At 59.2% G+C, this 12,959-nt stretch carries 11 protein-coding genes; 3 read left to right on the top strand and 8 right to left on the bottom strand.

The window, feature by feature from the left end:
- Window positions 1-462: 462 nt before the first annotated feature.
- From KIT25_03830 to KIT25_03800, 7 genes are all read right to left on the bottom strand, one after another.
- Window positions 463-1,374, bottom strand: a complete 912-nt coding sequence (locus KIT25_03830; GenBank protein UYN96084.1) for a hypothetical protein — start codon at window positions 1,372-1,374, stop codon at window positions 463-465.
- A gap of 54 nt (window positions 1,375-1,428) precedes the next feature.
- Window positions 1,429-2,622 (bottom strand): hypothetical protein, encoded by a 1,194-nt coding sequence (locus tag KIT25_03825; GenBank protein ID UYN96083.1) that lies wholly within the window; start codon window positions 2,620-2,622, stop codon window positions 1,429-1,431.
- A gap of 8 nt (window positions 2,623-2,630) precedes the next feature.
- A complete protein-coding gene (locus tag KIT25_03820) occupies window positions 2,631-3,461 on the bottom strand; it encodes a hypothetical protein (protein ID UYN96082.1) in 831 nt (276 codons plus the stop codon).
- Between the two features lie 67 nt (window positions 3,462-3,528).
- Window positions 3,529-4,992, bottom strand: a complete 1,464-nt coding sequence (locus tag KIT25_03815; GenBank protein ID UYN96081.1) for a phage holin family protein — start codon at window positions 4,990-4,992, stop codon at window positions 3,529-3,531.
- A gap of 437 nt (window positions 4,993-5,429) precedes the next feature.
- On the bottom strand, window positions 5,430-5,873 hold the full coding sequence (locus KIT25_03810) for a thermonuclease family protein (protein ID UYN97812.1): 444 nt from the start codon (window positions 5,871-5,873) through the stop codon (window positions 5,430-5,432).
- Between the two features lie 320 nt (window positions 5,874-6,193).
- A complete protein-coding gene (locus tag KIT25_03805) occupies window positions 6,194-6,412 on the bottom strand; it encodes a hypothetical protein (GenBank protein ID UYN96080.1) in 219 nt (72 codons plus the stop codon).
- Window positions 6,413-6,772: 360 nt separating this feature from the next.
- Window positions 6,773-7,966, bottom strand: coding sequence for a type IV secretion system DNA-binding domain-containing protein (locus KIT25_03800; protein UYN96079.1), 1,194 nt, complete (start codon window positions 7,964-7,966; stop codon window positions 6,773-6,775).
- A 252-nt stretch (window positions 7,967-8,218) separates the two neighbouring features.
- On the opposite strand from KIT25_03800, the gene KIT25_03795 reads away from it, so the two are divergent.
- The 3 genes from KIT25_03795 to KIT25_03785 all read left to right on the top strand — a co-directional run bounded on the left by KIT25_03795 (window position 8,219) and on the right by KIT25_03785 (window position 12,451).
- Window positions 8,219-9,937 (top strand): ParB/RepB/Spo0J family partition protein, encoded by a 1,719-nt coding sequence (locus KIT25_03795; GenBank protein ID UYN96078.1) that lies wholly within the window; start codon window positions 8,219-8,221, stop codon window positions 9,935-9,937.
- Between the two features lie 395 nt (window positions 9,938-10,332).
- Window positions 10,333-10,695 carry a hypothetical protein gene (locus KIT25_03790; GenBank protein ID UYN96077.1) on the top strand — a complete coding sequence of 121 codons (363 nt, stop codon included), beginning with the start codon at window positions 10,333-10,335 and terminating at the stop codon, window positions 10,693-10,695.
- A gap of 13 nt (window positions 10,696-10,708) precedes the next feature.
- Window positions 10,709-12,451, top strand: a complete 1,743-nt coding sequence (locus KIT25_03785; GenBank protein UYN96076.1) for an AAA family ATPase — start codon at window positions 10,709-10,711, stop codon at window positions 12,449-12,451.
- Between the two features lie 77 nt (window positions 12,452-12,528).
- On the opposite strand, the gene KIT25_03780 is transcribed toward KIT25_03785, so the two are convergent.
- Window positions 12,529-12,807 (bottom strand): hypothetical protein, encoded by a 279-nt coding sequence (locus KIT25_03780; protein UYN96075.1) that lies wholly within the window; start codon window positions 12,805-12,807, stop codon window positions 12,529-12,531.
- Between the last annotated feature and the right edge of the window lie 152 nt (window positions 12,808-12,959).

Genomic DNA, 12,959 nt, shown 5'->3' with positions numbered 1-12,959 from the left:
AGAAGGAACGCCGTCACCGCGGGGTGACAAGCTTCCGCAGTTAATTATACCATACACCCGTATAAGTTGCAATCCATCGCGCGGTGCTCGTAGCACTGTTGGAGAGCCGTTCCTCTCGCTGTTCTTGGCGCTTCTTCGCATGGCGCACCTGTCCCATGCTTACCAACAGCCCCCCCCCCCCCCCCCGCAACGTGTCAAGCACAATCCACGCGGGAATCTGTGGATAGAGAAGAAATCAATCGCTAGTGGTGAGTGGCGTCAGGGATCCGGCGCCGCCGATCTCGACGCCGCGCCGCACAACGCTAGGCGCATGGGCAAGGCGACGCACAAGCTACGCCGTCGGACCCCACGTTAACGGTGAGAGCAAAACGCCGGCACGCAAGTGCCGGTGTCCTTCGCCATTGCCGATCGCGCCTACGTTGAGGAGCGGTTAGGTGTTTTGAGCTGGCCCAAGCGGTGAACCTAGCGCGGCGACCCTGGCTCACTCTGGCGCAGGCGGATCTCGATCCTCCTGCGTTCCTTGACGTCGCCGGAGTTTGAACCATCAGCTAGCTTGCCGTCGGTATCCACGACCTGGGCCGCTGACAGCGGCAAGATGATCATGCGTCTTTTCTTCAGCTCGTCGGATTGTCCGAGGATCTGGACAATAGCCGCCGCTCGAGCAAACCCGAGGCCGGCGTTGTCAGCGGCGGCCATGTTTGCTGCCGGTCCACCCTTCAGCAGTATGTCAAAAGCGGTTACGTCGAGATTTGAGCTCAAGCCCCTGATCTCCTGCTGGTCCGTGTGACCCACCACCTCGATGACATCGGTCTGAAACTGGGTCGCGTATTCGATGATCTGCCGCACGACAGATTCGCGAACCTTTCTCGTGAACTCTGGCGACGGCTGGGCACTGCCCGTGACGAAGTAGTACCCATCTGCCTCCTTAAGCCGAATTATCGGTGGCCAGTTGTGCTGACCGGCATTGCGCAACTGGACGTCGGCGTTAGCCACGGTGCATTTGTTGGGCGGAATGCCCAGCTTCTTGCAGACGGCGTCGACCGTCAGCCCGGGAACCGGCCTCGAGGTCGGCGGTCGCAGTTGCGATTCCTGCGCACCATTTGGCCCCGCCTCGCGCTCGCTACCAGCCCCATCCGGCACCAACTCTTTCCAGTCTTCCGGCAACGGCTCCTTCGCCGGCGTCGGTGGCGCCTGCTGTCTACGACTGGCCGGCGACTGAGCGGAGCCAGGGTTCTCGGGGCGTGCCTTCAGAGCACCGCCGACCGCTGCTGGCCCCTGCTTTGAGCCGTGTGCCAACAACATGGGCATGAACAGGAGCAAAAGACAGAACACGAGCAGCAGAATGATCTCCGCGACCGTGAACCCGAAGACCACACCTCTTCTATAAGCTTGGCCATCGTTTCGGATAGACATCAGTGCACCCGCGGCTCACTGCGCCGGGGCAGTTGTTTGAGTTGACGCCGCAGCTCCAAGCCTTGATTGAGCTGCAATCATGCTCTCGATCTGCTGACCGAGGTGCTTTGCTGCCTTCTCCGTCACTTCAAGCTGGGCTGCCAGCGTAGCCTCCGCTGCCTCAAGGCGCGAACTCGAGCTCGCAATACTGCGGGTAGCTGTTCGCAGCGCATCTGTAACGCCTCGGACCTCGTCAGCCATCGCCGTGTAGGCCCGGGCGCCGGATGAAGCCATCTGCAAAGCGCCATTAAGAAGTCGGGTTGCCTCCGAAAGTTGCCGAATGGCCACTTCGCCGGCCGCCATGCTTTCCGCAACCTTTGCCTGATGAGCCGCGACATCAAGGCCGGCGGTAGAGTTTTTGTCGTAACTCGCGGTCACCTTCGACGCCGCGCCCTCGATCTGGCCCAATGCTGAATTGGCCCGATTGAGCGTTTCGGTCAGCAAAGCGATGGCAGCCAGGGTGCCCGAAGTTGCGTCACGAAGCTTACCGGTGGGGATTTCGGTGGACGTCAAGTCTGCTGCCAGTGTCTTGACACTATCAGACAGCTTCTGTGTTGCGCCCTTCAGTTCTACCGCTCTGCTCTCATGCTCTTTCACAACCTGCGACATCTCGAACACGTAGTTCTTGAGACGGTCTTCTGTCTCTTGTCGCACTTCCGCCATCATGCTCACCGAAGCGCGCACCTGGCCGCTCAACGCACGCGAATACTCGATGAGCTCGCGGCGGGTCGCCTCCTCGATATCGTGAGGGTCCTCACGAAGCTGCGTTAGGGCGACACGACAGATGATCCCAACGATCGTAGTACTGAGCGCAAGCCCAAAGTCCTTGACCACTGCGATGCCATAGGCTTCGGCACCGACGTCCGGCTGTATCTGATAGAGCGCAACGCCTAACGAGACCAGCGTGAAGATGAAACCCATGTAGTAGCAGTTGTCGCCGGTCTGATCGTAACGAAGGCGGAATCGGGTACGCGACAAGGTGAGCGCTGCGTAGACAAGGATGATCGACACTGGAATGCCGATGCGTATCAGCAAGTGCAGAGACGACAGCTTCAGGGCAATGATGCATAGGCTGCCGACGACCAGAAAGATCGCTAGAATTCCTCGATCGAGAAAGAGCCGCCACCGCTCACGTAGCGCGACCCCTCGATCGAAAGTCGTTTCGCTCATCGCAGACCCTACAGCTTCTTGAGAGCCATAATCTTGGCCCCCGTCGCATCTAGAAAATCTGTCCAGAAACCAATCAAGCTATTGTTCTGAAGATCCGGACGGGAACCTGGGATCACGATTGCAGTGACCCCTACTTTGGCGAGATCGGGCAGGGTCTGCCTGCCGGCGATGGTGCTGCGCCACGACTTGAAATCTGGCTTGTAGCCCGGCCGAAAGAAATCGGCGGTCTGTGTGCCTTGCACCAGGTCAGAGATCAGAATGAGTCGTTTGCTGCTATCGCCCCACTCCGGCGCCGAGAACACCTTCGCCCCAATACCATACAACGCTTCGATGATTGGCGATCGCGGTGCTTCCTTGAATGTCAGGCTTTGGTCGATGATCTGCCTCAGTGATTGATAAAAGCGATCATGCTGCCGTCGCACTACATCGACGTTTCGGTACAGATGATCCCACTTCGCCGGGGCGCCCGGGTTACACATGCTGAGTGCTTGTGAAAGCGACAGCGGCACGTTGGCGACCCGATAGGTGTCCGGGCTAACCGCATTGCCCGCCGTAAAGGTCCAAACTTCAACTCTGGCATGACGGTTGCTCGGGGTGTCGCTGGCCTCTTCGAGCTCCGCTCGCAGGCGCGAAAGAACTTCATTTGCGACCGCAGTCCGGGCGAGCTGCTCGAGCGGGTCCGTTTGGTCGACGAGCACGACATACACCGCTGGCGGGCTCCTTCTTGAATCCTTCGGGCATAGATCGGCGACGTTTAGCTCAATTCTGTCGGCCTTCTCACTTGAAGACAGCCAGAAGAGGGCGGCAACAACCGCAATGGCGACGCCGATGAGCGCCACGCCAACAGGTGTCGTCCATCCTCCATAGAGGCTAAGCGGTGCCGCGGCGCGTCGCGCGGCGCCGCGGTTAGTTCGCCGCGCTGGCACTTGGTCTTGCCCCCGCACCAAAGTCTCTGAGCTTTTCGTATTCCTTCAAAGCACCATTGAAGGCTTCAAGCAGCTTGGTCTGCGACACGGCAATCGCCGACAACAGTTCCTCCACAGCTGTCCGACGCTCCTCCTTGCTCGTATCCCCAAGCACTACCTCGCGAGACCAGCCGGCCCTCCACGGCTGGCCAAAGGTTTGAGGTTGCGGCTCGGTCCGGGCCTTGCGATTGGCTCCGCGATACCCCGCAAGCAGGGCCTCCGCGCCTCTCTCCAAGCTGTCTTGGTAGGAATTGAAGCGATGCGTGAGCCGGCTCCGCTCTGAAATGACCACACCGTACTCTTCGTCACGCCGACGAATGTCGGCAATCGACTCGCGGAGCTCCGCTATTGCCTGGTCCTTCCGGTCCTGCAGATTTCGGACCAGCTCATCGATCAAGCGAAGGTATTCGTTGCGCCGGAAAAGATGCCTGCGATATACGGCCCCATATCCAGGGTACGGATCCAGCCACGCAAGCCCTTTGTATGAAGCGTAGGTCACAACCAGCAGGCCGACCAACACCATCAAGTAAGACTGAAAGCCAACGAGCGCGTACTTCGCCGAGATGAGCTTCGAAAGTGCCAGTCGCGATGCCTCAAGCATGAAGTTATCCGCTTCAGGGGGCACCAAGGCGAACGCGTCGCGATAATGAGCGGCGAAAACATTGAAGATGATCGCGAAGCCGACGAGAAAGACCGTCAGAATGCCCATTGGTAGCCGCCATAGAAACGACGGCAACCGAATGTAACGCAACGCGAAGATTCCCAAGATGAAGCCGATAGCGAGGTTGATGACTGAGATGGCAGCTGCTTCGAAAACGGCCCCCAACCAGCCCCCGGGGTGAGTTGCACTGAAGAATCCTGAGTTGGCGACCGTTTCCGCCAAGAAGATCACAAGCAAGATACCGAAGGCCAGGATTGGGTTCTTTTCGAGTTCGGGAAGGCGATCCAACCTGTGCCGGCCGCGAAACGAGTCGTATGCGGCCTGGGCCTCGGTAACCTCGTCCTTCTTCGCGAAGACGTAGTTCGTGTCTGTCGTAACTGCGGCACCGAAGTCGGCCTCGGCATCGTGCAGCATAGTTTTTATCTGAGGCACTATGGTTCTGAGGTCGAGCCGTGCTAGGCGCCCATCGTATGCCGACGTTTGCTTGTGATAGTTCTCAAATCCTTCATTTCGAAGCGATGAGACCGCGTTCACGATCTCAAGTTCTACCTCATCGAGGCCACTTGCGTTGCTGGGCGGCTCGTTCTGCGCTCCACGTTCGGCACCACGCCTAACGATCGCAAGATCGGTGCGAATCTTCTCGAGGTCGACGGTCGAGAAGTCCATAAGCGGCTTGATGTCTGCCGCATACGTGCGATCCACTTCAGGACGAAGAAGCGCGCGAACGCGATCGAACACGCTCACGGTTTCACACTACCCGACATCTAAACAAGCCCCCAGATCAGCGCATCCGCTGTCGCGCGCCCCCGCTCGTAATGTTGCCCAGAATGGCGCCAAACGCAACGCTTGCTCTAGCACGTTACGGTTGCAGTCCTCCCGCGCAGCAGTCAGTCTTCCTCAGCTACGGTGACTTCAACTGGCGAGGGCCAGTAGCGACAATCTCGGACTTGCCGCGATGGTCGCGGATGGTGCCGGCAGTACATACGCGCTTGCAAGGAAGCGTTTGCTCCGGTGTTCCGAATTTCTGGCGGTTGCTGCCCCAGATCATCACGGGAAAAATATGCCGTGGGTACGGGTGGTCGAAATGCAGAAAGGTCGACTATCCTTCACGGCACTTTGCCTCTCGGGAGATCGGCCGGTGGTTTTGCGGTCGTTACCTAGCAGTCACGCGGGTGGCACTCCTACTGGCGCTTCACACCGGCTCGCCAATCCCACGGCATGTCGAACGTAGACGACCAAATGCCGTTCCGAGCAGCACGCGCTCGATCTTCGTCGGGAGCATAGGCTAGAGAATACCGTCGGTAGGCTACTGCCCAGCCATTGGCCACCATCCAGCGATTAAGATCCTCCTTGTTCTTGTAGCAAACCGCGATCAGCCGACCATATCGGTCCCGCGAGTTACCTTCACAGCGGACGGTGGCCGTTCCAATCCTATCGGCCAGAGCCAGCGCAGCTTGCTGACCACAGCGCCACCGCGTCCCATCCTGACGAGTACACAATTGCCGGCTTTCGGGCGCATCGATGCCATGCAATCTGACCCTTTGCGATCGAATCTCCAGCGTGTCTCCGTCGACTACTGATGCAGTGCCCAGGAGTGGTGACTCGGCACCCGCCGGACCCGTGATCGCCAGGAGGGCAAGTGGTAACAGGCACCTGAAGATTCGCACCCGGCCCCCACTCTTGTCTGCTGCATCGACAGCAGAGATCGTCAATGTCCGCGATAGTGGAGCATCAGCGACAGGACGGCAAATTGCCGGCCTCAAGTCTCTTTGGGCTTCCGGGACGGCTCTCTCACGGCCGGTCCGTTCGAGTTTCGAATGCGCGGCAGCAACTCGCTATCTGCAACGTTGACCCTTCGAGGCGATCTCTACTCTGGCACGCTCGATCACAGATGAGTTCGTTCAGTTGCTCTACGCTCCGACGGGCAGGCGCCCGTCGAGCTTTTCTAGTGGATCGCGGTACTCGCGGGCGCCAGGAGGGCGCGATGTCTCTCAAGCCTGCTCTGTAACAAGTGCGAGAACTTATCTGCTGACGGCGCCGCACCGGTGAACTCGGCCGAAATCAAGAGATCAACGAAGACCTGGGCAGCGATGCCCGCTTCCGCGCCGCCCGTTGCCCGCGCGGCATCGACAATTTGCCGAAGGTCTTCGATCCTCAACTTCATGGCCCGAATGCTACTCCCAACGGGATGGGTGGCACAGCCCCCTATCCAGCGCCTTCGACCAGCCGGTGTTGAGCACTCCCAAGTACCCCCGGTCACAACGCATTGTGGCGCGCGGCCGTTCTACAACCCGTGTTGCCTTCAACGGCCTAAACGCGCAATGTTGGCGCAGTCTAGGGAAGACTGCATATGGGGATCGAAAAGCTGCCGAGCGGGCGCGAAGGCAAGGTTGAGCTTGAAATGTGTCCGCGCTGCCGAGGTACCGGAAAATCGGATGGCGGGACATGTGGTCGCTGCAAAGGTATGGGGCGAATCCCAAGCGCGCGGCGCTGGCAAGGGTTGCGCTGCACGCCTGTGTAGCTTTCACCAAGAAGACTCCCCGCCGCGTGGTCCGGCCCGGCTCGACGTCACGGCACTGAAGGGTTTGCACGGCTCTCCATTGACGAGCAACCGGACGAACATGTGGCGATTCTCCAAACTTTGGAGATCCCGCTCGTCGACGGCACCGAGCAACTCGCGGCCGACATAGGACGCATCCTCTGCCCCTACTCGGAATACGATGAGCGTAGCGGCGTTGCCCAGGACGGCATGCCGGATGTCGGGGTCGAGCTGATGCAGGTACTGGTGCGCGAGCGTGAGCCCCACCCGGTACTTGCGCAGCTCTGAGAGCATGTTGGCGACGGCCAGGGTGGTCCAGGTCTGAAACTCGTCGAGATAGACGAAGAAGTCGCGACGATCTGCGGGCTCGGAATCGGCACGGCTAAACGCAGCGAGGCCGATGGTGGTGACCAGTAGCCCACCCAGGAGCGCCGCGCTGTCTTCGCCGATCCGCCCCTTGCTTAAATTGACAAGCAGCACCTTGCCCTCGTCCATGATGCGACGCAGGGAAATGGGCTCTTTCGGCTCCGTCAGGATGCGGCGGATCAGCGGGTCGGCGAGGAACGCCCCGACCTTGTTCTGGATCGCGGCGGCGCCGTCCGCCCGATAGCCGAACGAATATCGGTCGAACTCGCTGGTCCAGAAACGACGCACCGCCTCGTTCGCGAGCGAGCTCGCGATCTGCTTTCGATAGGACCGGTCGTTGAGGAGCCGGCCGATATCGGACAGGGTGGCGTCCGGCTGCTCGAGCAGCGCGTAAAGGCAGTTGCGCAGGATGTGCTCCATGCGCACGCCCCAGGCGTCCGCCCACATCTTCTTGAGGACCTCCAGGAGGCCGGAAGCGGCCAGGGGGATGAACTCCGGCCGCACCTGCCGCAGCGGATTGTATCCGTAGGGTTGTTCGGGATCGGCCGCGTCCAGGTAGATGGCTTCGTGAAGGCCGAGCCTTCGCCCTTCCTGATGCAGCTCCTCCACGAGATCGCCGTGCGGGTCGATGAGGGCGAATCCCTCGCCGCCGGCGTAGTCCTGCAAGGCCATATGGCGAAGGAGCGTGCTCTTGCCGACCCCCGTCTTGCCGATGATGTGAATGTGCATGAGCCGGTCGTCCCGGCGGATGCCGAACCGGCGACGGTCACGGTGGTAGTTCACCTGGCCGATGTACGTGATGTCGTTCGCCATGCCGTGAGCGTACGTGCGCCGGCGCCCGCGGCGAGACGGGCGGATTTGCGATGGTGCCAAACGGCGTTCGCCATTTGCCGCCAGTGAAAATCGTGCCGCCTTGGGCGCCCGCGCCTCGCCGATACGCTGGATGGCGGTTCTCAGTTCTTTGAGGCCCCCGCAATGCGGGTTCTTCCACACAAGATGCATGCGATTCGCGACGCTTCTCGGAGCGCCGCGCCGTCGCCTGCGTCCTCTCTCAAGGAGATCGACGTGATCACCAGCGTACCGTTTTCGGCGCTCCTCGCGCCCAAGGACAATCCCCGCCGTGCCTTCGACAAGAAGGCGATCGAGGGCCTCGCCCAGAGCATCAAGAAGGACGGAGTCATCCACAACCTGACGGTCCAACCCGAGGGCAGGAACAAGTACCGCGTGGTGGCCGGCAAGCGTCGGTACCTCGCGCTCGCGTACCTCAACAAGAAGGGGGAGATCGCGGCCTCCTACAAGGTGCCGATCCGCTTCGACAAAAAAGCGTCGGCCGAAGACCTGTCGCGCATCGCCACGGTCGAGAACGTCCAGCGCGAACAGCTCGATCCGATCGACGAAGCGGAAGCGTTCGTCCGGCTCCTCGGCAAGGGCACCAAGATCGATGACGTGTCGGCCGAAACCGGCGTCTCCGTGCCGATGATCAAGCGTCGCGTGGCGCTCGCGGACCTCACGCCAGAGGTCAAGGAAGCGGTCAGGACCAAGCTGGTCTCGCTGTCGGTCGCCGAGGTGCTCACGCTCGCCACGCCGGACAAGCAGAAGCTCTGGCTCAAGGACCTCAAGCGCAATCCCGGCTTCGATGCCCGGTATCTGCGCTCGGTGCTCCTGGACGAGAAGCCGTCAGCCGCGATCGCGCTTTTCCCGCTCGAGAAGTACCAGGGCACCTACACCCGGGACCTCTTCGGCGAGAAGGAAGCCACCTACTTCGACGACTGCGAGCAGTTCATGACGCTGCAGCGCGAGGCTGTGGACGCCCTGGCCGAGCAGCACCGCAAGGATGCTGCCTGGGTGGAGGTCAGCACGGACCATGCGGTGTCGTGGTGGCAGTACCGGCAGGCCAAGAAGAAGGAGCCTTCCGGCGTCATCATCCACCTCGCCCCGTCGGGCCATGTCGAAGTCCGCAAAGGCTTGGTGCGACAGGAGGTGGACAAGAAGGCTGCCCAGGGCAAGGGCGAGGAGAAGAAGCCCCGCGAGCGTCCGGCAGTCTCCAAGGTCACTTGGCGCTACCTCAACGCCCATCGGACCTTGGCCCTCCAGATGGCGCTGATGGAGAACCCGCGGAAGGCCAAGGAGGCAACGGCGGCTCTTCTCCTCAACGGCTGTCCGTCGGCAGCGATCGGTCTCCGGGCGCACGAGGCACTGCGCGAGCTCGCCCAGCGTCCCGGATCGTCCAATGCCTACGAAATCGTCGATACCACCTGCCGCAAGCTCCTCGGCAAATTGGGGATCGGCGACAGGATGAACGGCGAGACGCCAGCGTGGGCGCATCTGCACCACGCCGGCGCCGACTGGACGCGAATAGTTTCCGGCATCCGGTCGCTGAGCGCAGCCGAGCTCGACGCCCTGATCGCCCTGTCGGTGATCCTGTGTTTCGGCGCCGAGCGCATGGAAGCCGCGGAGCCCGAGGAGACATTCTTCTCGAGCCTCGCTAAGGATCTCGCGCTCGACATGCGCAAGGTCTGGACGCCAGATGAGCTCTTCTTGAGCGGGCTGGTGCGGGAGGAGCTCGTCAAGGTGGCAAAGGAGAGCGGCGCGCTCGCGAAGCAACCGAAACTCGCCTTCGCTTCCAAGAAAGAGCTGGTTGCCGGTCTTGCCGGTTACTTCAAACGAACTGCTGATCCCAAAGCGCAGCTCGATGAGAGCGACGCGAAGGGCCACTCTTGGCTGCCATCGTGCATGGCCGTGTGCACGTCGTCCATGACTGCCAGCACCGCAAAGTGTCGGTGACTGACTGCCGCTCGTCGCATCTGCGGCGAGCGGTTTTTCTATGCCCTACTCAGCTTGAGCCAGGGGCTCCGATCCTTGGTCAGGTCGGTTCGCCCCGACCGATCAACGCAGTTTGCGTGCCAGGACCTTCACAGACACTTGCCGCCGGTTCGGTGGCGCTCGGCGCTTCGGTGTCCCATCTGGTATGATGAGCTAAAACTGCGTTGGCGGCCCCACTCTTTCAAGTGCTTCGCCGGAATACGGGCAGACCGCCCTATTGGGCGGTCCTTTGGTACCCAGCGTCTCGTGCAAATAGGACGTCAGCACGAAACCCGAGAGAACTTCTCGAACTTTCAACCGGCGTATTGCGCGCCACTCATGGTAGATTAGTTTGTGAAGTCTGCTGGATCACACCTATGATGCCAATATTCGATGCGAAGTCCAATCTCCTTGGCTGGTTCGACGGGAACAACGTTTTCGACCTCTCACTGAGCTGGGTGGCCTTTCACAACTCCGGTCACATGTTCTCGCCTGCAACACTGCACTGGTTTGGTCCACTAAGGGATGGGTCGTTCCAGGACCGCTCAGGCAAGCCTGTAGGATGGTTGCAAGGATCGAGTCCTTCTGGGGCACTCCGGCCACTCGCCCCATTGAGGCCACTAAAGCCCCTAAAGCCGCTTAAACCTTTAAAGCCGCTCAAGCCCCTCAAACCGCTTGTTCCACTGACGCCATTAGGTGGGTGGTCAAAGTTGGGATGGGCCGCCTGGCTAACGCAGTAACTCCAAGAACGCCATGAAACTCCTTTCTTTCCGCATCTACGATTACAAGTCGATTGTCGATTCGGGTGAATGTGAGCTTTCCCTCGAAGGCATCACCGTGCTGGCAGGCCAGAACGAAGCTGGGAAGACTAGCATTTTGGAGGCTCTGGGCGATTTCGACTACTCGATGGAAATCGATTCCGACGCAAGACCAGAAGGTCGAGATGACGCGGACCCTGCGATCGAGTGCACCTTCAGCCTCGATAGCGGCGACATCTCTGAACTGCTGGATAAGGACGATAACCAGTACGTGCCACCAGAGAGAGTGGTAGCAGCCCTACTTAAGGCAAAGAAAGTCACGCTCAGAAAGACCGGAAAGGACGACTACTCGATTTTGACCAAACCGGTCCTTGAAGCTCTTGAGATTGCTTCGAAAGAGAGTCAGCCGCCGAAACCTGCTGATGGAGAAGCAGCATCTGAATCGTCAGACCTGACCGCAGAGCTGACAAATGCGTTAGTGCGCCAAAGTCCATATCTGAGCTACTTCGACAGTTTCGATGGCCGACTTCCGAAGCGGAAGTATCTATCTGACATCGAAAACAAATCTGAACCTGGCTATCAAGCGGTACAGGACTTCATCAAGCTGGCGAATATTGACCTCAAGCGCCTGGGGAACGCCGAAGATCCTAAGAAGCTTAACAACTATCTCGACTCCAGGTCGGCAACGGTTACTGGAGATTTCCTAACATACTGGTCTCAAAAGTATGATGGAAAGAACCGCGTCGAAATCGTTGCGGAATTTATGCGTGACGACAAGGGCCCGTTTCTGAGTTTCTTCGTCAAGGATGGACGACTGCGGAAGTATCCCGAACAACGGAGCAAAGGCTTTCTCTGGTTTCTGTCATTCTACTTGCGCCTGAACGCCGAGAGCCAAGACAAAGAGGACATTGGGGCCGTGATACTTGTTGATGAGCCCGGCTCCTATCTTCACCCGCGCGCCCAGAAGGATATTCTCAAGGTCCTTAAAAACAAGATTGTTCAGGCGGGAAACCAGGTCATCTTCAGTACGCATTCCAGTGACTTGATCGACCCTGAGCGCATCAACCGCGTTCGCCTTGTGCTAAATACTCAACACCGAGGGACTACGGTCCATAAGCTCACGGACACTGCGGTCCGCGCCAACGGAGAGACCGAGTTCTCTGACGCTTTCTCACCGATAGTTGCAGCGATTGGCAAGGATCTGGGCAAAGACTTTTCGATTACCGGCCGAAAGAATGTCCTCGTGGAGGGTATTTCCGACTACTACTACCTCACCACCCTACGCGACAAAACGGCGTTCAGGATACCCAGTGATATCAAGATCATCCCCATGACCGGTGCACCGTCTATTAGCCACATGGTATCAATCATGATTGGCTGGGGATTGGACTTCGTGGTCGTAATGGACCGGGATGATCAGTCAGACGCGGAATATAAGAAGCTTGTCGAGGAACTTGATGTACCGAAGGACAAAATCCTTCGAATCGAGGGCGGCAAAGCGATCGAAGATCTCTTTAGTGATCGAGACTTTAAGAAGTTCGTTCTCGGAGATGAGGCTGCTTCGTTAACCGGCAGCAAGCACAAATCTGACTTGGTGAAGCATCAGAAGGTCATTCTCTCTCGCCAGTTCTGCGAAAAATACAAGGACAGGACGCTAACGCTGGAAGAGAAGACAAAAGAGAACTTTTGGAGAATCAGCGCCTTCATCAAGAGCTCATTCCAGCAGCCCTCGACGTAGATCGTCACATTCACAAATCCCCAATCTCGCGTATGCATCCCGGCATATGCCAAGAACAAGAAAGGGGCTGTACCCGACTATGCCGCCATCTTGGACTGGCGGCTCTTGATCCACTCCCACGCATCCTTGGGCAGCCAGCCTTCGTAGTCGCGGGTCACGCCGATCACCAGCACATGGTCGTTCTTGTCGACATGGGGCGACAGGCGGTCCCAAATGCCCTTGGCGTTGAGCGAGGTGTCGACCAGCCAGGTCGATCCCAAATAGTGCCACCAGCCCCCACAATTCTTGATGGCCTTGTAGAGTTCCTCGTAGTTCTGGCCGGGGCGCTTCAAGTCATAGTTGATGGAGTAGATCACTTTTGCTCTCCTTGGGCCCGTCGGCCTCGATAGCGAGGCGGGGAAGGCCTCCTTGTCTCCCTATGCGGAAAATCGGGGCCGTCGCGGACATGGCGATTACATGTCCGCGACCCTCCAAAACGTCCGCATAGGGTAGGTACAGGGGGTGACCT

Origin of the sequence: Enhydrobacter sp. (genome assembly GCA_025808875.1) — a bacterium.
GTDB lineage: Bacteria > Pseudomonadota > Alphaproteobacteria > Reyranellales > Reyranellaceae > Reyranella.
The sequence above is the reverse complement of the archived record's forward strand: the minus strand, read 5'-3'. Positions and strand labels throughout refer to the sequence as shown.

Excerpts from the sequence above, each read along its gene's own strand:
- KIT25_03805 (UYN96080.1), bottom strand. The coding sequence starts at position 6,412 with ATGAAGTTGAGGATCGAAGACCTTCGGCAAATTGTCGATGCCGCGCGG.
- KIT25_03790 (UYN96077.1), top strand. The coding sequence starts at position 10,333 with ATGATGCCAATATTCGATGCGAAGTCCAATCTCCTTGGCTGGTTCGAC.
- KIT25_03785 (UYN96076.1), top strand. The coding sequence starts at position 10,709 with ATGAAACTCCTTTCTTTCCGCATCTACGATTACAAGTCGATTGTCGAT.
- KIT25_03825 (UYN96083.1), bottom strand. The coding sequence starts at position 2,622 with ATGAGCGAAACGACTTTCGATCGAGGGGTCGCGCTACGTGAGCGGTGG.
- KIT25_03800 (UYN96079.1), bottom strand. The coding sequence starts at position 7,966 with ATGGCGAACGACATCACGTACATCGGCCAGGTGAACTACCACCGTGAC.